This is a genomic window from Tumebacillus sp. BK434, assembly GCF_004340785.1.
Classification (GTDB): domain Bacteria; phylum Bacillota; class Bacilli; order Tumebacillales; family Tumebacillaceae; genus Tumebacillus_A.
In genome coordinates this window covers 29,029-52,002 of record NZ_SLXS01000008.1, presented here as the reverse complement: position 1 = coordinate 52,002, position 22,974 = coordinate 29,029, and the positions used below count along the sequence as shown (strand labels likewise).

28 protein-coding genes and 1 pseudogene are annotated in these 22,974 nt (G+C 57.2%); 13 read left to right on the top strand and 16 right to left on the bottom strand.

Translation table 11 applies throughout. The features are described from left to right. Positions 1-141: 141 nt before the first annotated feature. Together EV586_RS17285 and metG are read right to left on the bottom strand one after the other, a co-directional pair. Entirely contained in the window at positions 142-936 is a 795-nt protein-coding gene (locus EV586_RS17285) for a TatD family hydrolase (RefSeq protein WP_132946333.1), read from the bottom strand. A 1-nt stretch (position 937) separates the two neighbouring features. After that, on the bottom strand, positions 938-2,995 hold the full coding sequence (metG, locus tag EV586_RS17280; protein WP_132946332.1) for a methionine--tRNA ligase: 2,058 nt from the start codon (positions 2,993-2,995) through the stop codon (positions 938-940). Between the two features lie 549 nt (positions 2,996-3,544). On the opposite strand from metG, the gene EV586_RS17275 reads away from it, so the two are divergent. Next, positions 3,545-3,784: an AbrB/MazE/SpoVT family DNA-binding domain-containing protein gene (locus EV586_RS17275; RefSeq protein ID WP_038088386.1), complete on the top strand. Its 240-nt coding sequence runs from the start codon at positions 3,545-3,547 to the stop codon at positions 3,782-3,784. A gap of 108 nt (positions 3,785-3,892) precedes the next feature. On the opposite strand, the gene rsmI is transcribed toward EV586_RS17275, so the two are convergent. Together rsmI and EV586_RS17265 are read right to left on the bottom strand one after the other, a co-directional pair. Then, positions 3,893-4,795, bottom strand: a complete 903-nt coding sequence (rsmI, locus tag EV586_RS17270; RefSeq protein WP_132946410.1) for a 16S rRNA (cytidine(1402)-2'-O)-methyltransferase — start codon at positions 4,793-4,795, stop codon at positions 3,893-3,895. Next, positions 4,795-5,556: a tRNA1(Val) (adenine(37)-N6)-methyltransferase gene (locus tag EV586_RS17265; RefSeq protein WP_132946331.1), complete on the bottom strand. Its 762-nt coding sequence runs from the start codon at positions 5,554-5,556 to the stop codon at positions 4,795-4,797. The genes rsmI and EV586_RS17265 overlap by 1 nt, the downstream gene beginning before the upstream one ends. A 114-nt stretch (positions 5,557-5,670) precedes the next feature. Between EV586_RS17265 and EV586_RS17260 the strand changes: the two genes are divergently transcribed. The 10 genes from EV586_RS17260 (at position 5,671) to EV586_RS17215 (ending at position 11,375) form a co-directional block, all read left to right on the top strand. Next, entirely contained in the window at positions 5,671-6,003 is a 333-nt protein-coding gene (locus tag EV586_RS17260; protein WP_132946330.1) for a hypothetical protein, read from the top strand. Positions 6,004-6,147: 144 nt separating this feature from the next. After that, positions 6,148-6,720: a sulfurtransferase TusA family protein gene (locus EV586_RS17255; protein WP_132946329.1), complete on the top strand. Its 573-nt coding sequence runs from the start codon at positions 6,148-6,150 to the stop codon at positions 6,718-6,720. A 122-nt stretch (positions 6,721-6,842) separates the two neighbouring features. Further along, on the top strand, positions 6,843-7,220 hold the full coding sequence (locus EV586_RS17250; RefSeq protein WP_132946328.1) for a rhodanese-like domain-containing protein: 378 nt from the start codon (positions 6,843-6,845) through the stop codon (positions 7,218-7,220). A gap of 84 nt (positions 7,221-7,304) precedes the next feature. Further along, positions 7,305-8,084 (top strand): sulfite exporter TauE/SafE family protein, encoded by a 780-nt coding sequence (locus tag EV586_RS17245; protein ID WP_132946327.1) that lies wholly within the window; start codon positions 7,305-7,307, stop codon positions 8,082-8,084. A gap of 27 nt (positions 8,085-8,111) precedes the next feature. Next, positions 8,112-9,242: an MBL fold metallo-hydrolase gene (locus EV586_RS17240; RefSeq protein WP_132946326.1), complete on the top strand. Its 1,131-nt coding sequence runs from the start codon at positions 8,112-8,114 to the stop codon at positions 9,240-9,242. A gap of 83 nt (positions 9,243-9,325) precedes the next feature. Continuing rightward, positions 9,326-9,901: an SAM-dependent methyltransferase gene (locus tag EV586_RS17235; RefSeq protein ID WP_243653074.1), complete on the top strand. Its 576-nt coding sequence runs from the start codon at positions 9,326-9,328 to the stop codon at positions 9,899-9,901. A gap of 14 nt (positions 9,902-9,915) precedes the next feature. Beyond that, the gene (locus EV586_RS17230) at positions 9,916-10,143 is read left to right on the top strand and encodes a sulfurtransferase TusA family protein (protein WP_132946325.1); all 228 of its coding nucleotides are present in this window, start codon (positions 9,916-9,918) and stop codon (positions 10,141-10,143) included. Between the two features lie 12 nt (positions 10,144-10,155). Beyond that, positions 10,156-10,539 (top strand): DUF302 domain-containing protein, encoded by a 384-nt coding sequence (locus EV586_RS17225; RefSeq protein WP_132946324.1) that lies wholly within the window; start codon positions 10,156-10,158, stop codon positions 10,537-10,539. A gap of 21 nt (positions 10,540-10,560) precedes the next feature. Beyond that, on the top strand, positions 10,561-11,034 hold the full coding sequence (locus EV586_RS17220; protein WP_132946323.1) for a DsrE/DsrF/DrsH-like family protein: 474 nt from the start codon (positions 10,561-10,563) through the stop codon (positions 11,032-11,034). Between the two features lie 80 nt (positions 11,035-11,114). Continuing rightward, complete coding sequence (locus tag EV586_RS17215) at positions 11,115-11,375, top strand: metal-sensitive transcriptional regulator (RefSeq protein ID WP_132946322.1); 261 nt, start codon at positions 11,115-11,117, stop codon at positions 11,373-11,375. Positions 11,376-11,440: 65 nt separating this feature from the next. Here EV586_RS17215 and EV586_RS17210 read toward each other — a convergent pair whose 3' ends face one another. From EV586_RS17210 to EV586_RS17165, 10 genes and pseudogenes are all read right to left on the bottom strand, one after another. Continuing rightward, a complete protein-coding gene (locus EV586_RS17210) occupies positions 11,441-11,929 on the bottom strand; it encodes a tetratricopeptide repeat protein (protein WP_165898681.1) in 489 nt (162 codons plus the stop codon). A 50-nt stretch (positions 11,930-11,979) separates the two neighbouring features. Then, positions 11,980-13,710: a hypothetical protein gene (locus tag EV586_RS17205; RefSeq protein WP_132946320.1), complete on the bottom strand. Its 1,731-nt coding sequence runs from the start codon at positions 13,708-13,710 to the stop codon at positions 11,980-11,982. A 61-nt stretch (positions 13,711-13,771) separates the two neighbouring features. Then, on the bottom strand, positions 13,772-15,022 hold the full coding sequence (locus EV586_RS17200; RefSeq protein WP_132946319.1) for an MFS transporter: 1,251 nt from the start codon (positions 15,020-15,022) through the stop codon (positions 13,772-13,774). A gap of 41 nt (positions 15,023-15,063) precedes the next feature. Further along, entirely contained in the window at positions 15,064-15,396 is a 333-nt protein-coding gene (gene yabA / locus EV586_RS17195; protein WP_165898680.1) for a DNA replication initiation control protein YabA, read from the bottom strand. Between the two features lie 82 nt (positions 15,397-15,478). After that, a pseudogene (locus tag EV586_RS17190) lies at positions 15,479-16,120 on the bottom strand (PSP1 domain-containing protein); the annotation flags it as partial. Between the two features lie 5 nt (positions 16,121-16,125). Continuing rightward, the gene (gene holB / locus EV586_RS17185; protein WP_165898679.1) at positions 16,126-17,103 is read right to left on the bottom strand and encodes a DNA polymerase III subunit delta'; all 978 of its coding nucleotides are present in this window, start codon (positions 17,101-17,103) and stop codon (positions 16,126-16,128) included. A 33-nt stretch (positions 17,104-17,136) separates the two neighbouring features. Further along, complete coding sequence (locus EV586_RS17180) at positions 17,137-17,583, bottom strand: YaaR family protein (protein WP_132946315.1); 447 nt, start codon at positions 17,581-17,583, stop codon at positions 17,137-17,139. A gap of 15 nt (positions 17,584-17,598) precedes the next feature. Continuing rightward, positions 17,599-17,928, bottom strand: coding sequence for a cyclic-di-AMP receptor (locus EV586_RS17175; protein WP_087456332.1), 330 nt, complete (start codon positions 17,926-17,928; stop codon positions 17,599-17,601). A 16-nt stretch (positions 17,929-17,944) separates the two neighbouring features. Next, positions 17,945-18,574 (bottom strand): dTMP kinase, encoded by a 630-nt coding sequence (gene tmk / locus EV586_RS17170; RefSeq protein WP_132946314.1) that lies wholly within the window; start codon positions 18,572-18,574, stop codon positions 17,945-17,947. A gap of 37 nt (positions 18,575-18,611) precedes the next feature. Beyond that, a complete protein-coding gene (locus tag EV586_RS17165) occupies positions 18,612-20,000 on the bottom strand; it encodes an aminotransferase class I/II-fold pyridoxal phosphate-dependent enzyme (RefSeq protein WP_165898678.1) in 1,389 nt (462 codons plus the stop codon). A gap of 194 nt (positions 20,001-20,194) precedes the next feature. On the opposite strand from EV586_RS17165, the gene EV586_RS17160 reads away from it, so the two are divergent. Then, positions 20,195-21,625, top strand: a complete 1,431-nt coding sequence (locus EV586_RS17160) for an NAD-dependent malic enzyme (RefSeq protein ID WP_132946312.1) — start codon at positions 20,195-20,197, stop codon at positions 21,623-21,625. Positions 21,626-21,645: 20 nt separating this feature from the next. Continuing rightward, a complete protein-coding gene (locus tag EV586_RS17155; RefSeq protein ID WP_132946311.1) occupies positions 21,646-21,825 on the top strand; it encodes a hypothetical protein in 180 nt (59 codons plus the stop codon). Positions 21,826-21,944: 119 nt separating this feature from the next. On the opposite strand, the gene EV586_RS17150 is transcribed toward EV586_RS17155, so the two are convergent. Beyond that, entirely contained in the window at positions 21,945-22,151 is a 207-nt protein-coding gene (locus tag EV586_RS17150; protein ID WP_207893932.1) for a sigma factor G inhibitor Gin, read from the bottom strand. A gap of 134 nt (positions 22,152-22,285) precedes the next feature. Beyond that, entirely contained in the window at positions 22,286-22,552 is a 267-nt protein-coding gene (locus EV586_RS17145) for a pro-sigmaK processing inhibitor BofA family protein (protein WP_132946309.1), read from the bottom strand. Positions 22,553-22,974 lie beyond the last annotated feature (422 nt).

Here is a 22,974-nt window from a genome sequence, read left to right as displayed (position 1 = left end):
CCAGTACCCGTCCCATTATAGCAAACGTACACTGAAAAAAGGAGAGGGCGCACCCACTTCCGTAGAATTCCCTTGTCAGAAAAAGGATATGCGCTTCTACGCAAGAAAACCCCGCTTTTTTGCAAGCGGGGTTGTTGCTGTCTATTCCGGCAAGCGAAACAGCTCGCAGGCATTCTTTGTGGTCTGCATGGCCAGCTGTTCCAGCGAGATCTCGCGCAGGGCGGCGATCTTTTCGGCGACGTGGCGGACGTAGGCCGGCTGGTTGCGTTTGCCGCGGTGCGGCTCCGGGGTCAGGTAGGGTGCGTCGGTCTCGACGAGCAGGCGCTCGAGCGGGACTTTCGCGGCCACCTCTTGCGGGCGCTTGCCGTTTTTGTAGGTGACCGGGCCGCCGAAGGAGATGTAGAAGTTCAGCTTCAGGCACTCCTGCGCCATCTCCCAGGAACCGGAGAAGCAATGCATGATCCCGCCGATCTTGGCAGCGTCCTCCTCTTTCAGCAGCTGGAGGATGTCGCCGTGCGCTTCCCGGTCGTGGATGACGATGGGCAGGTCGAGCTCCTTGGCGATCGCGATCTGCTTGCGGAACATCTGCTGCTGCAGTTCCGGCGTCGTCGTGTCCCAGTAGTAGTCGAGGCCGATCTCGCCGATCGCGACCACACGGTCGAGCTTCGCCCACTCGTAGAGCTGTTGGTAGTGGTCGTCCGTCAGGTCGTTCAAGTCGCACGGGTGGTAGCCGACGGCGCAGTAGATGCCGTCGTGCTGTGCGGCGATCTCCAGCGAGCGGAGGTTCGACTCGTAGTCGTAGCCGGGGATGACGATGCGCTGCACGCCATTGGCGCGGGCGTCGCCGATCAGTTGCGCCACTTCGTCGCCGTTTTCTTCGCGGAACTTCGGCGAGTTGAGGTGGCAGTGCGTATCGAACAGGTTGATCTCGTTCATCTTACTTCACCTTCGCGCCGGACGGCATCGGGCCGGCTACGGTCGCCAGCACGAGGTCTTCGCCGGCCGAAGCGGCGAGGATCATGCCGTGCGATTCGACGCCGCGCAATTTGACCGGTTTGAGGTTGGCGACGAGGATGACCTTTTGGCCGATCAATTGCTCCGGCTGGTAGTACTTCGCGATGCCCGACACCACTTGGCGGCGCTCTTCGCCAACTTGCAGGATCAGCTTGAGCAGCTTATCCGCTTTCGGCACCGGCTCGCACGCGACGACTTCTGCCACTCGGAGGTCAACTTTCGTAAAGTCATCGATGCCGATCAGCGCGACGCCTTCGGTGGCGCCGGCACCTGCTGCCCCGCTTGTTGCGCTGCCAGCCTCCGTGTTTGCAGCGGTGCCTGCACCTGCATTCGCGCTTGCTTTACCCGCTTCTGCTTTTGCTTCCTCTTCGTTGCCCACCGCTTTGCCGCCTCCCAGCATCTCATCGATCGCCTTGGACTCCGCCGCCACGTCGAGGCGCGGGAACAGGGCGTTGCCTTTCTCGACTTTCCCGCCGACCGGCAGGTTGCCAAACGAGGCCAGGCTCGCCCACGACGTCGCTTCCCCTTCGGTCAGGCCCAGCTGTGCCCAGATCTGTGCCGGAGCTTGGGTCAGGAACGGCTGGATCAGGATCGAAGCGATGCGCAGCGACTCTGCCAAGTTGTACAGCACCGTATCGAGACGCCCTTTTTGCCCCTCGTCTTTCGCCAGCACCCACGGCGCTGTCTCGTCGATGTACTTGTTCGTGCGCGAGATCAGATCCCACACCGCGCCAAGCGCCACGGAGAACTGCATCCGCTCCATCGCCGCTTCAAAGCGCTGCACCGCATCGGCCGCCAGCGCATGCAGTGTGCCGTCAAGTTCGGTCGCTTCGCCCGGCTGCGGCACCAGCCCGTCGTTGTACTTTTCGATCATCGCCACCGTGCGCGACAGCAGGTTGCCCAAGTCGTTGACGAGGTCGGAGTTGATCCGCGTCACGAACGACTCCGGCGTAAACACCCCGTCCTGTCCGAACGGCACTTCGCGGAGCAGGAAGTAGCGGAACGCATCCAGCCCGTAGCGCTCGATCAACGGCACCGGGTCGACCACGTTGCCTTTCGACTTCGACATCTTGTCGCCTTTCGACATGAAGAAGCCGTGCCCAAACACCTTTTTCGGCAGGGGCAGGTCGAGCGCCATCAGGAAGATCGGCCAGTAGATCGTATGGAAACGCACGATGTCCTTCCCGATCACATGCACATCGGCCGGCCAGAACGTCTCCCATTTCTGCTGCAGCTCCGGATCTTCCGACAGGTACCCGAGCGCCGTGATGTAGTTGGTGAGCGCATCCAGCCAGACATAGATCACATGCTCCGGATCGCTCGGCACCTTGATGCCCCACTCGAACGTCGTGCGCGACACACACAGGTCTTCGAGACCAGGCTTGAGGAAGTTGTTCAGCATCTCATTTTTGCGCGATTCCGGCTCGATGAACTCCGGATGCGCTTCATAGTACTGAATCAGGCGGTCGGCATACTTCTTCATCCGGAAGAAATACGACTTCTCCGCCAGCGGCGCCACTTCGCGCTTGCAGTCCGGGCAGGCATTCCCCGCCTCTTCGACTTGGCGCTCCGTCCAGAACGACTCGCACGGCGTACAGTACAGCCCTTCGTATTCGGCCAGGTAGATATCATCCTGCTCCAGCAGACGTTGGAAAATTTTCTGCACCACAACTTTATGGCGCTCCTCCGTCGTGCGGATGAAGTCATCATAGGAAATGTCGAGCTTCTTCCACAGCTCCTGAATCCCCGCCACGATCTTGTCGACAAACTGGATCGGCGTCACGCCCGCTTCTTGGGCGCGCTTCTCAATCTTTTGCCCATGTTCGTCCGTGCCGGTCAAAAACATCACGTCGAACCCTTTCAGTCGTTTGTAGCGTGCCATCGCGTCACAGGTGACGGTCGTGTAGGCGTGCCCGATGTGCAGTTTGTCACTCGGGTAGTAGATCGGCGTGGTGATATAAAACGCATTCTGTTTTCCCATCGCTTGCATCCTCCTTCATCTGTTGAACATAAAAAAAGCTTCCGCCCCTGTGCAGGGACGAAAGCTTGGGCTTCCGTGGTACCACCTTGCTTCACCGCTTCCGACTACAAAGCGGCCTTCTATCGCTGTAACGGGCGCACCCGTCGTAGCCTCAACCCTTTTCGAAAAAAGCGTCTCGACAACGAAAGCTCCGGAACCATCTTCCCTGCGCGTCTCCGTGTCGGTTTCCACCTGCCCGACTCTCTGGTACGGCCCGTTTGCAAGTACTCATTCCTTCATCGCATGAACTTATAGTCATCACAATAAGATATCTTTACCACAACCTATCACGTTATACAGAAATGTGTCAAGAAACGGCCCTTTTTTTCACCATTTTCGAAAGTGATGTGGCAACCTTGAAAATTTTCCGCTGGAATTAATCTATTTTTTCGCCAAACCTATTGACTGTTATGGGAGTAATTGGTACGCTAAGGATGTCGAAACTTTGTCGAAGATTGTAGAATTAACGAACCGTCAAATAAAACTATGAAAATTGGGGGAGATTAGTAAATGAAATCTACAGGTATTGTACGTAAAGTTGACGAACTGGGCCGTGTGGTCATTCCGATCGAACTGCGCCGCACCTTGGGAATCGGGGAGAAAGACGCACTGGAAATCTACGTGGATGGCGAGCGCATCGTGCTCAAGAAGTACGAACCGGCATGCGTATTCTGCGGATCGGCTGACGACATCATCCACTTCCGCGGCAAAAACATCTGCTCGGTCTGCATCGGCGAAATGAGCCGTTAATATAACTTACAAGCATTCAACCGCTTGTGATGCTCTCTATTCGACAGCATGCAAATAAAGCCCTTCCTGCCAAGTGCAGAAAGGGCTTTTTTGTGTGCTTTTCATGCTTTATTCATTTACATCCTGCATGACGGTGTTATAGACTTCCCGTTTGGGCAGCCCACGCTCTTTGGCGACGATCTTCACCGCTTCTTTTTTGGTGACGCCGGTGCCGACCACCCTTTCGACATGTTCCGACAAATTCAGCCCTTCCCACCAGGGGGTTTCGACAAATGGATTTTCCAATTGACCCCCTGTTTCGCGGTTCCCCTCGACCATGACCACGAACTCCCCGCGCGGGCTATCTTTCGAAAACCACTCCAAACACTCGCTCAATTTTCCACGTGAGAACTGTTCAAAGCGTTTGGTCAGCTCCCGGCCGATCACCATCTGGCGGTCGCCGAGCACGTCCAGCAACGCTTTGACCGTCTCTTCCACCCGATGCGGCGCTTCGTAAAAAACCAGCGTGTCCGGGTAGTGTTTGTAAAATTCCAGCTCGGCGAGGCGCTTTTTCTTCTCGCGCGGCAAGAACCCGACAAACGTAAAGCGGTCGGTCGGCAAGCCGGATGCGATCAGTGCTGTCACACCGGCCACAGCGCCGGGGATCGGCACGACGGCAAACCCTTCCTCCACCGCCGCCCGCACGATGTCTGCGCCCGGATCGGAGATGCCGGGCGTGCCGGCGTCGCTGACCAGCGCCACGCTGTCTCCGTCGCGGAGCAGGGAGAGGATCGCTTCTTCTTTGCTGTTTTTGTTGTGCTCATGGTAGGAGATCATCCGCGGCCCGGTGATCTCAAAATGGGTGAGCAGTTTGCGCGACTGCCGCGTGTCTTCGGCGGCGATCACCGCGACTTTCTTCAGCGTCTCGATCGCGCGGTAGGTCATGTCCTCCAAGTTGCCGATCGGCGTGGCGACCAGATACAGCGTGCCGCCTTGGCGGCCTTCGTCTTGAAAGGAATAGCGATGGTTCATCATAAGCCCAACTCTCCTCGTCCGGCGTAAAGTTCTAAGATCGCATCGGAATACGTTCCGTCTGCGTTGTGTACGATCAAGGGCGGGTCGATGCGCAACTCTGAGCGGCCGCCTTTGATCGCCTCGACCAGCACGATGTTCGGACGCTTGTCCGGGCGGGGGTGTACGAGCAGCATCCGCTTCGGCTCCAGCTTGCGGGCGCGCATCGCCGCAAAGATGTCGGCCAGCCGGTCCGGGCGGTGCACGAACGCCACCTTGCCTTCATAGCGCACCAGCCCCGCCGCCGCGTCCATCGCCTGCTCCAAGGTGCAGGTGATCTCGTGCTTGGCGATCTTCACATGCTCGTTGACGCTCTGATCACCGACCCCGGCCGGGCGGTACGGCGGGTTGCAGACGACGAGGTCGAACGACTCGCTGCCAAACGTCTGCACCGCCTCCCGCGTATCGCCGTGCACGATGCTGATGATCTTGCCCAAATCATTGCCTTCCACATTGCGCCGCGCCATGTCGGCGAGGCGTTCCTGAATTTCCAACCCGACGATCTCGGCCCGGCTCTCACTGCTGCGCGCGGCGAGCAAAAGTGGAATCACGCCGTTGCCCGTGCCGAGATCGATCACCCGGTCCTTGTTGCGCAGCGTGGCATAGCGGGCCAGCAGCACCGCATCTAAAGAAAAGGAAAACACCTCTTTGCTCTGAATGATCCGCAGTCCCCGCACCTGCAGATCATCGAGGCGTTCGCCTGCGCGAAGTTCAAACGTCATCAGCACCAAACTCCTCTCACAAGAGGCAAAATTTATGCAAGAAGTATAGCATACATCGGGGGGCTAGATAAAAATGGGAAGGAATGCCATACTGAAACGGAGGAGGTGTTGCCCGTGTTAGGGGCCTTGATTCTCTTACTGTGCTGGGGGTCGTTTGCACTCAGCTTTTTCTTCGCAGCATTTGCCATCATCAAAGATCACAAGTATTTCTGGTGGGCTGCGCTCAGCTCCTATGTGTTCAGCTTTTTTGCCGCGTGGTCGATCGGGCTGTTCACGCTGGTCTTCACGTTTATCTTCCTCGTCTTCGCCGCCGGCTTTACGTTTGGCTGGTTCAAAAAAAGGCGCTACAGCGTCGCAGCCGTTCCGATTGGGGTCCTGTTGTGGTACCTGGCGTTCAAGAACATCGACGATTACTATCTGTTTTATCCGTTTCAACTGTTCGCGTAACTGCACTTTCCGCCATGGAAAGTGCTTTTTTATCGTTGACAATATACCCCCATGGGTATAATATTGAACTCATCACCCCATACCCACAGGGGTATTTCAAAAGGCGTGATACGCCTGTAAAAGAAAGCAGAGGAGGATCTCATCATGAGTGAAGTAGCTGTAGATAAAACCATCGACTGCAAAGGGCTGTCCTGTCCGATGCCGATCGTCCGCACCAAGAAAGCGATCGACGCGCTCACACCGGGCGAAGTGCTGGAGGTCGTTGCCACTGACGCCGGCTCGGTGGCAGACATCAAGAGCTGGGCGGACCGCACCGGGCATCAATATATCGGCACCGCCACAGAAGACGGCCTGTATAAGCACTACATCCGCAAATCCAAACTGGAAGAGACGCAACCGGAGACTCAACACCAGCATCGGGTGTCCAATGCGGATCTGCAAGCCAAGCTGTCCGATCACCCGGTCATTCTCGACGTCAGGGAGCCGGCCGAGTATTCCTTTGGCCACATCCCCGGCGCCAAGCTGGTGCCATTTGGCCAATTGGAGGCAAAACTGGATGAGCTGGAGCCGCTCAGAGAACAGGAAATCTATGTGATCTGCCGCTCAGGCAGTCGAAGTGACCTGGCCTGCCAATGGCTGACTGAAAAAGGGTTTCCCAACGTAAAAAATGTACTGCCAGGCATGTCCGGCTGGACCGGCCCCGTACAGACACGCTAAAAAAAGATCCGCCACCATATACCTGATGGGGTATCTGAGCAAAGGTTGACTTTTACACGCCAAGCGCGTATAGTTGTGCTCATCAAATACCCCATAGGGTATATGACAAAGGAGTGTGCATCATGGAGTACGTGCAATACCTGTTCCCGGCCCTGATCCTCTGGTTTCTCCTGAGCCGGATGCTTCCCGTTCGCGGATTAGCCGCGCTGACGGCCCAAGACGTGCAGGAGCGGCTGGCTCAGCAGAATGAGCACGTGTATGTGGATGTGCGGGAAGTTCATGAGTACGGGGCCGGCCACATCAAAGGTTTTCAAAATATCCCGCTGAGCCAATTGAAGGCTCGCATCGGCGAACTGCCGAAGGACAAATCGATCGTTCTGACCTGCCGGAGCGGCATGAGAAGCCGCCAAGCTGCCAAGATCCTGAGCAAACACGGTTTCTCGCAGCTGGCACACCTGAAAACGGGTGTCACGGGTTGGAACGGACAGCTCACCAAGTAAAAGACACAGGAGTACGGTTCACCCCGACTCCTTTCCTTTTTCAACTATATATACCCCCATAGGTATAAAGAGAGGCGAATCGAAATGGACCTTTCCTACATTCTCACCTTGTTTTTGATCGGGTTCGTCGGGTCCTTTCTCTCCGGTCTGGTCGGGATCGGCGGCTCGATCATCAAATATCCGATGCTGCTGTACATCCCGCCACTCGTCGGTATCACCGCATTTACGGCACACGAAGTCTCCGGCATCTCAGCTGTGCAGGTCTTTTTTGCGACGCTCGCCGGAGTCTGGGCGCTGCGTAAAGACAAAGTGATCAACTACAAGCTCGTCGGATACATGGGGGCATCGGTCATCGCCGGTTCTTTCCTCGGTGCGTACGGTGGTCAGTATCTCAGCGGCAGCAGCATCAATCTGGTGTATGGCGTGTTGGCCACGATCGCTGCCGTGATGATGCTGCTGCCAAAAGCCAAAGGACTCGACGACATGCCGCTGGATCAAGTGACATTCAATCGCAGCTTGGCGGTCGTCTTCGCCTTTGCGGTCGGAGTTGCCTCGGGCATCGTCGGAGCGGCCGGCGCTTTCATTCTCGTGCCGATCATGCTGCTCGTGCTGAAGATCCCGACCCGGATGACCGTCGCCTCATCGCTTGCGATCACGTTCCTCTCCTCGATCGGCTCTACGGCGGGCAAAGTGCTGGCGGGTGACGTCCTGCTGTGGCCGTCTGTGATCATGATCATCGCTTCTGTGCTCGCCGCTCCGCTCGGTGCGAAACTGAGCACCAAGCTGAATACGAAACTGCTGCAAGCTATCCTCGCCGCGCTGATCTTCGGGACGGCGATCAAGATCTGGACCGATCTGCTGTAAGACAAAATACGAAAGGTGGTTTTTCAGATGACCGTTCAAGCTGTCAACGCCAAACAACTTCATCAAGACATCGAGCAAGGCAAAGCACTCTTCCTCCTCGATGTCCGCAACCCGGAAGACTACGCCGATTGGAAGATCGAAAGCGCCGCTGTGCAATCGGTGAACATCCCGTACTTCGATTTCCTGGACGACAACGACGAGATCTATGCGGATCTGCCGAAAGATGCCGAGATCGTCGTGATCTGCGCCAAAGGCGGCAGTGCGCTGATGGTCGCGGAACTGCTCGACGAGCGCGGCTATACCGCTTCGTACCTGGAAGAGGGCATGAAAGAATGGAGCCAGTTCTATCATCCGATCACGATTGCCGATACCGGCTCGATGAAGCTCGTGCAGTTCAATCGTCTGGCGAAAGGCTGCCTGTCCTACATGGTGATCTCTGACGGCGAAGCGGTGATTGTCGACCCGGGCCGCCATGTGCACGAATACCTCGACTATGCAGAAGCAGCCGGGGTCAAGATCACCGGGGTCATGGACACGCACCTCCACGCCGACCACATCTCCGGCGGTCTGCAACTGGCGGAACGAACGGATGCGACCTACTACATCTCGGCCAGCGAGATGCAAGGCGCGAACTTGCCCTATGCAGCGCTCGAAGATCATGAAAACATTCGATTCGGCCGCGTGGACGTGCAAGTCCTGTCGGTGCCGACACCAGGTCATACCCCCGGCAGTACTTCGTTTTTGGTCAACGGTGAGTACCTGCTGTCCGGAGACACCATTTTTGTCGGCGGACTGGGTCGTCCCGATCTTGGCGGCAAGGCGCGCGAGTGGGCACAGTCCCTGTACGACACCGTCTTCTCAACGATCGCCAATCTGTCGGACGAAGTGCTGGTGCTGCCGACACACTTTGCTGACATCGAGGAGATCAACGCGCACGGTTATGTCGGAGCCTCCCTCGGTGCGATCCGCCAAAATAACGCCATCATGCGCACCGCAGACCGCGCAGCGTTTACCGAAGCGGTCGCAGGGGCTGTCGGCGCCACTCCGCCGAACTACACGGAGATTGTCGACATCAACCGCGGGGTGCTGCAAGCAGATCCCGAAAAAGCGATGGAAGTAGAGATTGGTCCCAACCGCTGTGCCCTGAAGCACCAATAGCATATTTCGGAGCGCAAGGGAGCATCCCAAGTAATGAGGTGATCGTTTTGCATAAAAATGGGAACCCATGGCATGAAAGGTTCTTGAACGAAGAGTACGTTTACGGCACAACACCCAATGCATTTCTGGAAACGATGGTACACCGGCTCCATCCGCAGGGGCACACACTGGCCATTGCCGAAGGGGAAGGGCGCAATGCGGTATTCCTTGCTCAACAAGGGATGGAGGTCACGACATGGGACTTTGCACCGGCCGGCTTGGAGAAGACCCGGCGCCTGGCTGCAGCGCGCGGGGTGCAGGTTCATCCAGAACTGGTGGATTTGAACGAGGCACCGTGGCTGGAAGACCGTTGGGATCAGATCATTTGCATCTTTGGTCACTTCGATTCGGAACTTCGCCGGAAAACACTCGCCGCCGTCCGCGACGCGGTAAAGCCGGGCGGATACTTTCTCAGTGAAGTCTACTCCGTGGATCAGCCGCCCTATGGCAGCGGCGGGCCGAAGGAACGTGACCAGCTGTACCGGCCGGAAGATTTCCTGCAGGCGTTTGACGGATGGAAGATCCTGCATCTGTTCATGGGTGAAGTGGTACGTCACGAAGGAAAACTGCACCACGGGTTGTCGCATGTGATTCAGATTTTGGCACAAAAAAACGTTTGAGGGGGAGTATGTACATGAACATGGATCTGCATGTCGATGCAAAAGGCCTTGCGTGCCCGATGCCGATCGTAAAAGCAAAGAAAGGCATCGACTCGCTGCAAGCCGGTCAAGTGATGATGCTGGAGACGACCGACAAAGGGTCGATCCAAGACTTCCAAGCATGGGTCAAGCAAACGCACCACGAACTGCTCAAGATGGAAGAAGCAAACGGCGTGTTCCGCTTCTTTGTTAAAAAAGCATAAGGGGATGAGCTCATGTTTCACTACACGGTGGAAACGACGAAAACACTGGACGAAGCAACCGCAGCGATCGAAGCAAGCCTGAAAGATCACAAGTTCGGCGTGCTGTGGCAGCTTGATCTGCCGGCCAAACTGCAGGAAAAGGGCGTCGATTTTACGACTCCCTACCGCGTCCTTGAAGTCTGCAACCCGGTGGAAGCGAAGCGCGTTCTGGAACAGAATCTGCTGGTCGGCTATTTCCTGCCCTGCAAGATCGTCGTCTATCAGGACGGTGACACCACGAAGATTGGACTGCCCAAGCCAAGCGCGCTGATGGGCGTGTTGCAAGACCCCGCGCTGGAAAGCATCGCGCAAGGTGTGGAGGAGACGCTGATTCGAGCGATTGAAGCAGCAAAATAAACAACGGGAAGAGGAGAAACCATGGAAGACAAAAGCACGATGGTCGTATTCAGCGGAGACTTGGACAAAGCCATCGCCAGCTTCATCATCGCAACCGGGTCTGCGGCGATGGGCAATCAAGTGACGATGTTTTTCACCTTCTGGGGACTGAACATCCTGCGCAAAGGTGAGCCGGTACCGGTGAAGAAAAGCTTTTTGGAAAACATGTTCGGCTGGATGATGCCGCGCGGTCCGGAAAAGCTCGGGATTTCCAACATGAACATGGGCGGTCTCGGTTCGAAGATGATGAAATATATCATGCGCAAGAAAAACATCGCGACGCTGCAGCAGTTGATGGAAACCGCGCAGGAGCTTGACGTCAAAATCATCGCCTGCGCCATGTCGATGGATGTGCTGGGCATCACGGAAGCGGAACTGATCGACGGCATCGAATACGCCGGTGTTGCCACTTATTTGGCCGAAGCGGATCAAAGCCGCCTGAATCTGTTCATCTGACCGACAAAGAACGGCGACTTGCGAAGCGATACCTCAGGGGGTACGCTGCTCATCAAATCAACTGTGTGAGGTGATGCACCGTGGAATACAACGACGCGATCAAAAATCGACTGCGCCGGATGGAAGGACAGCTGCGCGGCGTCTTGAACATGATGGAACAGCAGAAGGACTGCCGGGAAGTCGTCACCCAATTATCGGCGATTCGCTCCGCAGTGGATCGTGCGATCGGAACGATTGTCGCCTCGAATCTGGAATCGTGCATTCGCACGGAGCTCGATCAAGGCAATGAACCCAATCATGTCATCAAGGAAGCTGTTGAGATGCTGGTCAAAAGCCGATAACACACAGGAAAAGCCGAAGCTGGTCAGCTTCGGCTTTTCCTGTGTGCGATGTGAACACTTGTCATTTACACGCGTCCAACCGTCGCAAAATACTCCTTCAGCGCCCGGTTGTATCCTTGCAGCTTTCCATCATCCGACTCGCGCAGCAAGGCCTGCCCGAGCAGCCGCACCGCATCGGCGCCGTGCCCGAGGTCGGCCAGCGTCAGGCTCAGAAACGCTTGAATGGCAAGGTTGTCCGGCTGCAGCCGGCGGGCGTCTTCCAGACGGCGCAGCGAGTCCTCCAACTGCCCGAGGTTGCGGTAGGTGGAGCCGAGGCAGATCAGGCAGTCGACCAGCTCCTCGCCCGCTAAGCCGAGCGCCAGCGCCCGTTCGTAGAGCGGAGCCGCATCTTCTTCGAACCCCATCCGGTCATGCATCCCCGCCGACTCGTGCCAGACTTGCGCCACTTCCGGGTACTCCAAACGCAGGCGCGCAAACAGCTTCAGCACTTCGCGATGCTCCCCTTGGCGGTACAGTTCATAGCCCCGTGCGATCTCTTCTTGCCAGCTTTGCACATCGTTTTCCCCCTTCCCATTTCCCGGGCAATCAAATTCGACAGCTTCTCTCATCCCTTGCGGTGCAGGAACATCGTCCCGCCTGCCGTTTTGACGAAAAGCACGGTGATCGGCTGGCCGCTTTCACCTTCCAGCTCGTAGACCAGCTGCTCGCCGGCACTGACACGTCCCTGTATCGCGTCCTGCAGGAAGCGGATCAACGCTTCGCTCTGCTGCACACGCACGGCGATCTGCCTGTACAGGAGCTCTGTGGCGCAAGACTCGTCCAACCCTCGGAACTGGCACTGCATCCACTCCGCCCACATGCGGTTGGCCTGCACCAGCCGGCCATGGGCGTTGAACAGCAGCATCCCTTCGCGGATCGAATCGATGATCTGCAGATTCAGCTCGCGCGACCGCAGCTTGTTGATCGACAAGGCGATCTGATTGCTCAGCGCGCTGCCCTGTTTGATCGTATCCGGGCCGAAGCGGCGCCCGATGCGCGTCAGGATGATCAGCGCCGTCACACTGCCGCCGCGGGCGAGAATCGGCAGGAACAGGTCGTACAGCTTCATCTTCCCTTCGTGATAGCCTTTGTCGGCCGTAAGCGCTTCCCGCTCGACGACAAATGCCTGACGTTCCTCACGCAGACGCGGCAAAATGCTCTCCTCAAGCGACAGGATCAGCTGCTCCATCCCCACTGTGCCCACGCCAACCGAGGCATGCGGAAAGCCGCTCTCCAGCAGCACGACCGCGCCTTTGTCGGCCTGCTGGATGCGCATGAGATTGCGGACGATGCTCTCCAACAGCTCTTCCTGATCGAGCGTGTTCAGCAATGACGAGCTCAGTTCATACTGCGCGGCCAGAATGCTCTCTTTCTCCTTCATCTTGACCAGCGTGTGGTGCTGCTCGTCCTGCTGGATGATCAGTTGTTCCGTCTGGGCCATCATCTCATCCTGCTGCAGGCGCAGCTCCTGGCTCTGCTCGATCAGTTTGCGTTCGTTTTCTTTGATCCGCATGAAGATCTGCTTCAAGATTCGCGTCAGGTAGCCGATCTCATCTTCCCGTTTGTCATACGGCAAATTGATGATCTTTGCATCTTCATAATGTTCAGAAAACAACGCAAGCGTACGTAGCGGTCCGCCGACGTTGCGCGCGAACTGCACGGCGAGCAGGGCGATCAACATCGCGATCAGCAGCAGGTACTCCGCATAATACACCGTGTGCTGGTCGACTTTGTCGGCGTACGCGCTGCGCAGCTCCATCTGCTCCAGACGCAGGTCTTCCATGAACATGTAGTGACGCGCCCGCAGCTCATCGGTAAACGTCAAAAATCCTTCTTCCCCGGCCCGCTTCGTGATCTCGTCGAAGCGGCCTTCGTCGATCATGCGCACCCCTTCCGTCACGCGCTTCGAGTAACGGCTGCTCGCATCTTCTAAAAAGCGCAGATGCTCGCGGTCCGACTCGGTCAGCGCCACGAGGCGGAACTTGGCGACGCCGTCGCTCAGCCCGCGCTGGTTCTCGGCGATCCGCCCTTTGAAGTCGGGCAGATGGTAGGAGATGTAGCCACGGTACTCGATCATCAGGCTCGACATGCTCTGCTGAATCTCGCCGGCGAGAAACGCCTTCTCATCCAATTCGGACACCTGCTGTTCGAAGCTCGCCTGCATACGATGGTTAAACCAGTAGAGAAGTGCGCCGCCGACCAGGATCAGAATGATCAGCAGCGCCATGATCCGACTCATCTGTTTCACGATGCTCTTGGTAAGTCCTTGCTCCGGTCTGGCTCCTTTAGCTCTCATTTCGAATCGCTCCGTTCACCATGCAACTACATGTAATTATAAGTCGTAGGGGAATTGATGACTAGAGGGCACCTTTTTGCCGCTTCCGCAGCTCCCAGATCGCGACCAGCCCCAACGCGACCGATCCGAACAGCCGAATGCCCGACGAAACATAAAATGCGAAGTTGATATCGAACAGTCCCATGATCCAGACGCCAAACTGCGGCGCAAAGATCGCCGTCACCCCGATCACCAGCGAGTGCATGGCGATAAACAGCGCCCGCTTGTCATCGGGCGACACTTCCAGCACGCGGTTGAACAGCGTCTGCACCGTGCCGGCGGCAAAGATTCCCATCCACAGGTTGAACGCCGCCAGCACCCACAGGTTCATCGTCAGCGAATAGAGCAGCGGCGCCGTCGCCAGCCCGGCCGTGCCGATGACCAGCGTCCAGCCATGCCCGATCTTCTGCGCGACTTTGCCCCACCACGGATAGGTGAGCACCCCCATCAGCGAGTTGCAGATGGTGATCACCGACACCCACAGCGCAGACATGTTCGCATACTCGGGCGACATCTGATAGATGTTAAACAGCGGCCACGCCATCTGCCAGCCGAAATGAAACACCGCCGAAGCCAGCGCAAAGATCAAAAAGCGTTGTTCCCGCAGCAGCGACTGCCAGAGTTCTGCCAGCGTATGCACCTTCTTGTCCGCCTGCAGCACCGGCTCTTTGATCTTGCGCAAGGTGGTCGCTTCCAGAATGCCGACCACGAACGACAAGGCGAAGATCGATTGGTAGGCCCACGCCGCACCGCCGTACAGATAGATCAGGACGCCGGTGAGCACGGTGGTGATCGTCCCGATCCCTTGGGTGATGCGATTGCGCGACCCGAACACCCGCGCCCGCTGCGAGGCCGGGATCACGTCGGCGATAAACGATTGCCAGGCGAGCTGGTAGACCGAGTACGGCATGTTCATCAATCCGATGATCAGGACGAACAGCCAGGCCATCCAATACAGGTCGATCGACATAAACGGAAGAATGGCAAGAAACAGAAAAAACAGACCACGCAGATAGATCATCGACCCGGTAAATTGCTTCTTCGCCACGAGACGATCAATAAAAAGAGCGCCCGGCAACAAGACGAGAATCCCGGTTAGCGCCGGCAACGACGACAACCAAGCGACTTGTGAATCGGACGCTTCCAATACTTTGATCGCGAACAGGGGAATGAACGGTGCCGTTAAGTTCTGGGCCAGCACCGCAAAGATTCCCTGTATTGTGTTGATTCTGACATTGTGGCGAAGGTTACGATACGCCTCCTGCTCGTGCATGAGGTTCGCACCTCCTCGATCTCAATTCTTAGATGACTGACTTACTTGTGCAAGAACGACAGGCAGAACAGGCAGTCTCCTTCTGTGCGGAGACTTCCGTAGTGCAGGTTGCAAATGTGAAATCCTTCCTGGTACAAGCGGGCCAGGTTGTCATAGCCTTCGCCGAGCTGGATCAGCTTCTCTCCGCCTTCCGCTTCGGCTCCCGGCTCCTGACTGTCGAGGCGCTTGCGCAGATTCTCATTCTCCATCTGCAGCTTCTGGTTCTCTTCGATCAGTTCCACGATCTTTTGCTTCAGCGACCCCAATTCGCGGTAGAGCTCGCCGATTCGTTCTTCAACATTGGCTACTTGTGCAAAAACGGCCTGTTTATCCACTCGTTCACCCCGCTTGCAATCCCCTTGGCTCTGTTCGCCTCTGCCATGCTGTGTTCTATTTTCCGTCTGCTGCCTCAAGGTCTGCATCATACGTATCACTTTCGAATTTCAAGCAGCACATCAAACGGCCGCAGAGACCGGAGATCTTCGCCGGGTTGAGCGAAAGGTTCTGGTCTTTCGCCATCCGGATCGACACCGGGTCGAAATCGCCGAGCCAGCTCGAGCAGCAGAGAATGCGCCCGCACGGGCCGATCCCGCCGAGCAGTTTCGCCTCGTCGCGCACACCGATTTGACGCAACTCAATGCGGGTGCGGAACACGGAAGCGAGATCCTTGACCAGCTCCCGGAAATCGACGCGGCCGTCGGCCGTAAAGTAAAAGATGATCTTGTTGCGGTCAAATGTGTATTCGACATCGACCAGCTTCATTTCCATGCCATGATCAGCGATCTTCTGCTGACAAATCGTAAACGCCTTCTTCGCGGCGACCTTATTTTCCTCCACCTGGGCTGCATCTTTAGCGTCTGCGATGCGAAGCACCCGTTTCAACGGCAAGACGACGTCTCCTTCAGAAACAGACTTTTTGCCGATGACGACTTCTCCGTATTCAACGCCACGCGCAGTTTCCACGATGGCAAAATTTCCTCTTTCGATAGGAAGGTCAGCCGGGTCGAAGTAGTAGATCTTGCCCGCTTTTTTAAAGCGAATCCCGACTACGGCAAACATAGCTCCTATCCCTCCTGCAATTGCAAAATCATATGCTCAAGCGAAAGTTGCACATTGGCATTGCTTTGCAAGCGTTTTTTCGTTTTGAATATGATATCGATCATAGACTGCAACTGCTCCTGGCGCAGGCTCATCGCCTGCTGGCGGTAGCGCTCCAGATGCACATCCGCTGCGACCTGCGGCTCCATGCCGAGCCGCACATACAGCACGTCGCGATACCACCACGACAGCGCATCGAGCAAAGCGTCGATCTCATGACTTTGCCAATTTTGTTTAAAGACTTTTTCCTGCAGAGTGAACAGCGCGTTGTTGCGACGCGCCGCGATCTCTTCAGTCAATTGTACCACCAGAGTCAAGATTTCCGCAAACCGCTCTTCGGCCGCCAGCTCCTTGGCTGCGCCAAGCGACTGCTTCATGTAGGCGAGGAATCGCGCCCGCGAAGCCGGGAATCCTTCGCCTTGCAGTTGCTCGGCCACGACACCGACAGGACGGCGCGGGAACTGGATCACCTGACATCGCGAAATGATCGTCGGCAGCAGCTTGGTCTTCGCTTCGGCGAGCAGCACGGCCACGACGGGCGTCGTCGGCTCCTCGAGGAATTTCAGCAGCGAGTTCGCCGCCTCCACCGTCATCTTGTCCGCCTGGTGGATGATGTAGACTTTCGAGGCGCTTTCCATCGATTTCAATGAAAACGCCTTTTGCAGCTCGCGCACTTGGGCGATCTTGATCGCATTGCCGTCCGGCTCCAGCACGATCAGGTCGGGATGGTTGCCCGACTCAAAGCGCCGGCACTGGATGCAGACGCCGCAGGGGCGCTCCGCCCGCTGTTCGCCGGCACAGAGGATCGCTTTGGCAAAATAGTTCGCCGTCTCCGCCTGCCCCGACCCTTCCGCGCCGAGAAACAGGTAGGCGTGCGCCATCCGTCCGTTCGCGAGGCTGCGCGACAACATGTCGGTCACAGGCCCCGGTACTGGCCAGGTCATCGCGCTCATTCCCTTCTCTCGTTCAAAATCGCACTAAAAATAGAGGTTCAAGAGCAGGCCGCGGATGTCGCCGATCTTGGCCAGCAAGTCCAAATGTTCTTTTTCATCGGCCACGACCTGCTCGGCCAGTTCGGCCATCAGGTCGTCGATTTGCGAGACGATCTTGTACAGGCGCATCCGGCCGCGGCGGTCAAAGCCCTGCTTCTCTTTCGCGCCAAAGCCGCCTTTGACCACCTGTTCCAAAAAGCGCCGCACCTGCTCCTTGTAATCCTGCAAGGCCTTCCATGTCATGTTGCGGGCCAAAAAGTTGCCGAGCGAATCGATCTGGCGCATCAGCTTGTCCAATTCGGCCCGGGTCAATTTGGCGTTGGCCTGCTGGAAAATATCTTGAAAAGCGGGAGATTTGACATCCCCCGCTCGTGTATCTTCGCGCAAACCGAGTGTTTCGACGAAAGGTCTTTGGTTGTTCCCGATCTTCATCAAAACCGCTCCCTCTTAAAAATGAGCAAAATGTTCGACATCGATGACGAACACCGTCGCGCCTCCGACCTGCACAGAGACCGGATACGGGACGAACGTTTCGCCGGTGCTGCCCATGTTCGACATCGGCGTGATCGTCTTCTCGCGCGCTTTGCACGTGTCTTTGATCACTTGCAGAACTTCTTCGACGCGATGCTCTTCCACGCCGATCAAAAATGTGGTGTTGCCCGATTTCAAAAAGCCGCCGGTGGAAGCGAGCTTGGTCGCGCCAAAGCCCTTTTTCACCAGTTCGTTCGACAATTTGTTGCTATCCTTGTCCTGCACGACTGCAATCACAAGTTTCACCTTGGGACCCACTCCTTTAGTCTGCATTCAGGAACTGGCGGACATCCTCCCAGATGGCGTCGGTCACTTGATCGATCGAGCGGGTGCCGTCGAGCACGCAAAACCGCTCCGGCTCCTCTCTGGCGATCTGCAGGAACTGATCGCGCACGCGGCCGTGGTAGTGCAGATCGCGCTGTTCGATGCGATCCAGCCCCGTCCCGCGGCTTCTGGCCACCCGGCCGATGCCGACCTCCGCCGGCACGTCGATCAGATAGGTTCGCGTCGGCCACAGGCCGTCGGTCGCCTGCCGGTTCAGTTCGCGCACGTATTCAACAGACAGTCCCAATCCGGTCGCCTGGTAAGCGAGCGAGGCGTCGATGTAGCGGTCGCAGATCACGACAATCCCGGCCTCGAGCGCCGGCCGAATCACCTCTGCCACGTGCTGGGCGCGGGAGGCGGCGTAGAGCAGCGCTTCTGTCTTCGCCGTCATCTCCCGGTTGTCCGGATCGAGCAGCAACGCGCGAATCTGGTCGCTGATCGGTGTGCCGCCCGGTTCCCGGGTGGTAAGATATCGTATTCCGCTCTCCTCCAAACGTTCAGCGAGCCGCCTGATCTGCGTCGATTTGCCGCTGCCATCCGGCCCTTCCAGCGTGAAAAAAAGCCCCACGTCCACGTTTCTCCTTCCACTCTATCAAGGAAACAGCTTACTGCCGTATCACTTGCACTGTATTTAACGCTGCATCCTCCGCGCCGGAAAAACGAATGCCCGCACTGCGAAGCTGCTCTATATATTCTAGCATGTCTCTTGTCATTTCCTCACCGGGCAGGACGAGCGGAATGCCGGGCGGATAGGGAATCACCATCTCCGCAGCCACTTTTCCCGCCGCTTCCCGGAGCGGCACCGTCACGCTCGGCAGATCGAACGCGTCGTGCAAAGGCAGCACCGCCCGCAGCTTTGGCGGCGCGGTGTATGCCGACACGGTCAGCTGATGCCCGCTCGGGGCGAGCTTCGCAAGCGCCGTCACCAGCCGGTCGACCTGCCGCTCGCCATCCGCATAGCTCAGGACGGCGAGCACATTGTACGGGTCGGACAGCTCCAGCATCATCTTGTGCTCTTCGTGCAAGATGCGGTAGGCGTCCGTCCCCGTGATTCCGAGCCCGGTGACCCGGATCGTCCATTTTAGCAGATCGTCGGCCGGCAGTACCTGCAGGCCGGGAAGTTCCAGCAGCTGCTGCCGTCCGTCAGCCGCCGCCCGGAGCGCTTTTTCCAAACGGGCTTGTCCTTCCGTCTCCATCTGATACCGGGCCGCGTCGAGCGACGCCATCAAAAGGTAGGACGGGCTCGTGCTCTGCACCAGCTGCAGCCGTTTGCGCAGCCGCACGCGGTCGACGCGCGGGCCTTGCACATGGAGCATCGAAGCCTGGGTCAGCGCGCCGAGCAGCTTGTGCGTGCTCTGCACCGCCATGTCGGCGCCGCTGGCCATCGCCGTCGGGGGCAGCTGTTCATGAAAGGCGAAATGCGCTCCGTGCGCCTCATCGACCAACAGCAGCATCCCCGCCTCGTGCACGATCCCGGCGATCAGAGCCAGATCGGATGCGATGCCGTGGTAGGTCGGCGAGGTGATCAGCACCGCCTTGGCCTGCGGGTTCTCCCGCACCGCCCGCGCGATCTCCGCTGCTGGCACCCGGCCGGCGATGCCGAACTCGGCCACGACCTCCGGCTGATAAAAAACGGGCCGGGCCTGCGCCAACACCAAGCCGTGAATGACCGACTTGTGCAGATTGCGGGGGACGAGGATAATATCTCCCGGCTGGCACACCGTCATCACCATCGCGAGGTTGCCGGCGGTGCTGCCGTTGATCAGAAAGAATGTTTCCTCCGCCCCGAACGCCTCGGCTGCCAGCCTTTGCGCATCGCGGATCGCGCCTTCAGGCGCATGCAGGTCATCGAGCCCGGGGATTTCGGTCAGGTCGAGCCGTCCTGCTGCGCTCAGCCAGGCGCCCAATTCTCCGGGCAGCCCGCGACCCATCTTGTGGCCGGGCACGTGGAAGGCGGTCGGGCTGGTCTGGAGATGCGAGAGGATTGCATGCAAAATGGGAATCCTAGTTGTCATCATATCACCTATACTTCGAGATCTGCCGTACGAGTTCCTTTTTCTTAGTATCGTCTTGCCAAATCGGACCATACAACCGATTTTTGGCTTTGCAATCTTTCATTCTGATTGACGTTGGTGATAAAATAGATTTTATTCACTTTTGGACTGCGTACATAAAGGAGGAACGATAGATGGCAAACGAAAAAACGGCCGGTCTGTCCCTGATCTACCGGCTTGAATTGCAAAACAGTTCGATCACCTTTGGCAAGGTGGCGCACATCATCGGCGAAGAGGGCGGCGACATCATCGGCGTCGACGTGGTGGACGTGCGCAAGGACCACGCGATCCGCGACGTTAACGTCAACGTCTTTGACCGCCGCCACGGCAAAGTGATCCGCGAGCGCCTGGAGCAGGCCGAAGGCATCCACGTCGTCAACGTGTCCGACCGCACGATGCTGATGCACTTGGGCGGCAAGATCGAAGTCCGCTCGAAGATCCCGGTGCGCAACCGCGACGAGCTGGCGCGCGTCTACACCCCGCACGTGGCGACGATCTGCGAGGCGATCCATGAGGACCCGAGCAAAGCGTTCAAGCTGACGATCAAGAAAAATACCGTCGCGGTCGTGTCGGACGGTACGGCGGTGCTCGGCCTCGGCGACATCGGCCCGTACGCTGCGATGCCGGTCATGGAGGGCAAGGCGATGCTGTTCAAGCAGTTCGCCGGCGTGGACGCCTTCCCGATCTGCCTCGATACGAAAGACACAGAAGCGATCATCGCACACATCAAAGCGATCGCGCCGGCGTTTGGCGGGATCAACCTCGAAGACATCTCCTCGCCGCGCTGCTTTGAGATCGAAGCGCGCCTGAAGCAGGAGCTGGACATCCCGGTGTTCCACGATGACCAGCACGGCACGGCTGTCGTCTTGCTCGCCGGTTTGATGAACGCGGTCAAACTGGTCGGCAAGAAGCTGGAAGACCTGAAAGTCGTCGTCACGGGCATCGGCGCAGCGGGGATCGCCTGCACGAAGATGCTGCTGCTCGCCGGCGTGAAAAACGTGGTCGGCGTTGACCGCATGGGCGTCATCTCCCGCCACGAGCCGTATGAGAATCCGATGTGGCAGTGGTACGCGGAGAACACCAACCCGGACAACCTGCAAGGCACGCTGTCCGATGTGATCCAAGGCGCGGACGTCTTCATCGGCGTGTCGGGTCCGGGGGTGCTGACGGTGGAGCATCTGCAGTCGATGGCGCAAGACCCGATCGTCTTCGCGATGGCCAACCCGAACCCGGAGATCGACCCGGATGTGGCGGAACCGTACGTGCGCGTGATGGCGACCGGCCGTTCCGACTACCCGAACCAGATCAACAACCTGCTCTGCTTCCCGGGCATCTTCAAAGGGGCATTAGACTGCCGCGCATCCGATATCAATGAAGAGATGAAGCTGGCTGCAGCGTATGCGATCGCCAGCGTCGTCAGCGACGAAGAGCTGTCGGAGCACTACATCATTCCGTCTGTCTTCAATAAGAAAGTCGTGCAGGCCGTCCGCCTCGCCGTCATCGAAGCGGCATACAGCTCCGGCGTGGCCCGCCGCCGATACCGCGACTACAGCGACAAGCAGTAGTCGTCGAAAGGAGCGCTGAGATGAAAACTTCTAACTCTCTGCTCGTCATCGTCCTGCTCGCCGCGATCGGCTCCGTCATCTTCATGATGAGTTGGGTCTATCCGATGAGCATCTACACCTACCTGCTCGCGCTGGACGTCCTCGGCATCCTCTGGATCGCCGTGTACGAGCTGCGCAAGAAGTATCGGAAGAAAAAATAGCAGTACGACTCACAACAAAAGCTGCCCCGCTGGTTTAGCAGGGCAGCTTTTCTGTTGCTTGTTGGATCTTCGCCCGCCTGCCCCGACAGACAGATCGGCGATTCCAGCGTGTATGCAGGTTACGAAATCGCTTCCAGCCAAATCTGTTTCATGCGATCCACATAGTATTGATATTTCTCATCTTGCGCGTCCGTTTTGACGATTTCGCGCTCGCACTCGTGACACAGGAATTGAGCAAGGATGCGGATGCCAAATGCTTTCGATTCCCCGCAGACGATGCAGGTGCCGCCGCTTTGCTTGTCACCGCATACGTTCAACTCTTCCATCCTGACCACCATCCTCTGCTTGGTCTCTCTAGCATTCCATTATAACGCTTTCCACTAGTTTTATACGTGAAAAAGCCGATGTTTCTGAAGAATAGAAACACCGGCCCTTGGCATATACGTGTTAAAGTGTGCATTTACACCATCCAGACGTTCATCACGACGAGCGCCGCCACTCCCGGCAGTCCGAGTATCGCGGTCGTCGCCGCGGTGACCGGATTGATCGCGATATGAAAGCCAAACGAGGCCCCGATCAGATTGATCACAAACAACGCCACTACGCCGACGATCAGCCCGCGCAGCATCCCCATGATCGCTTGTCCCGGATCGCGCATGAAGTTCGCGATCATATAGATGAGCACGACTGCGCCGACGAGCATCCCGATTACTTGCCATGCTGACATCGTTTCTCCCCCTCCTTGTCCTCCTTCCTACTCTATGCGCAGCCAGAGCGGAACATGATAGGGGGACGAGGGGCTTGTTGCAAAAAAAAAAGCGGTGACAGAAGTCACCGACACAATGGAGCGCGGCTCGTTCGCCATCGCCCTGGGAGGCCATCCAAAATGTTAAACTTTGGTGGTCACTTTCTAGTATATCAGAAATTCGACGAAATATGCAGGACTAAATGTTACCATTATGTTACAAAATTCTAGGTAGGCTAAAGAAAGGTCCTTTTGTCTACTAAGGATTCCATTAAGTCCGGTTCATTTTTTAGTTGAGTGCTCCGATCAAATTGCTCATCTATAAACTGTATACACAATTTATAATTTATCTTTACAGCATTTTCACGAAATCCTTACATTGCTATCTTATCATGCAATCCCGG

Bases quoted from the DNA above. Each gene is read 5' to 3' on its own strand.
- EV586_RS17150 (WP_207893932.1), bottom strand. From the start codon at position 22,151: ATGGAAGAGTTGAACGTATGCGGTGACAAGCAAAGCGGCGGCACCTGC.
- EV586_RS17145 (WP_132946309.1), bottom strand. From the start codon at position 22,552: ATGTCAGCATGGCAAGTAATCGGGATGCTCGTCGGCGCAGTCGTGCTC.
- EV586_RS17205 (WP_132946320.1), bottom strand. From the start codon at position 13,710: ATGAGAGCTAAAGGAGCCAGACCGGAGCAAGGACTTACCAAGAGCATC.
- rsmI (WP_132946410.1), bottom strand. From the start codon at position 4,795: ATGAACCATCGCTATTCCTTTCAAGACGAAGGCCGCCAAGGCGGCACG.
- EV586_RS17225 (WP_132946324.1), top strand. From the start codon at position 10,156: ATGTTTCACTACACGGTGGAAACGACGAAAACACTGGACGAAGCAACC.
- EV586_RS17255 (WP_132946329.1), top strand. From the start codon at position 6,148: ATGAGTGAAGTAGCTGTAGATAAAACCATCGACTGCAAAGGGCTGTCC.
- EV586_RS17230 (WP_132946325.1), top strand. From the start codon at position 9,916: ATGAACATGGATCTGCATGTCGATGCAAAAGGCCTTGCGTGCCCGATG.
- EV586_RS17250 (WP_132946328.1), top strand. From the start codon at position 6,843: ATGGAGTACGTGCAATACCTGTTCCCGGCCCTGATCCTCTGGTTTCTC.
- EV586_RS17275 (WP_038088386.1), top strand. From the start codon at position 3,545: ATGAAATCTACAGGTATTGTACGTAAAGTTGACGAACTGGGCCGTGTG.
- EV586_RS17285 (WP_132946333.1), bottom strand. From the start codon at position 936: ATGAACGAGATCAACCTGTTCGATACGCACTGCCACCTCAACTCGCCG.
- EV586_RS17200 (WP_132946319.1), bottom strand. From the start codon at position 15,022: ATGCACGAGCAGGAGGCGTATCGTAACCTTCGCCACAATGTCAGAATC.
- EV586_RS17240 (WP_132946326.1), top strand. From the start codon at position 8,112: ATGACCGTTCAAGCTGTCAACGCCAAACAACTTCATCAAGACATCGAG.
- EV586_RS17265 (WP_132946331.1), bottom strand. From the start codon at position 5,556: ATGACGTTTGAACTTCGCGCAGGCGAACGCCTCGATGATCTGCAGGTG.
- EV586_RS17220 (WP_132946323.1), top strand. From the start codon at position 10,561: ATGGAAGACAAAAGCACGATGGTCGTATTCAGCGGAGACTTGGACAAA.
- holB (WP_165898679.1), bottom strand. From the start codon at position 17,103: ATGACCTGGCCAGTACCGGGGCCTGTGACCGACATGTTGTCGCGCAGC.
- EV586_RS17160 (WP_132946312.1), top strand. From the start codon at position 20,195: ATGGCAAACGAAAAAACGGCCGGTCTGTCCCTGATCTACCGGCTTGAA.
- metG (WP_132946332.1), bottom strand. From the start codon at position 2,995: ATGGGAAAACAGAATGCGTTTTATATCACCACGCCGATCTACTACCCG.
- EV586_RS17155 (WP_132946311.1), top strand. From the start codon at position 21,646: ATGAAAACTTCTAACTCTCTGCTCGTCATCGTCCTGCTCGCCGCGATC.
- EV586_RS17245 (WP_132946327.1), top strand. From the start codon at position 7,305: ATGGACCTTTCCTACATTCTCACCTTGTTTTTGATCGGGTTCGTCGGG.
- EV586_RS17180 (WP_132946315.1), bottom strand. From the start codon at position 17,583: ATGAAGATCGGGAACAACCAAAGACCTTTCGTCGAAACACTCGGTTTG.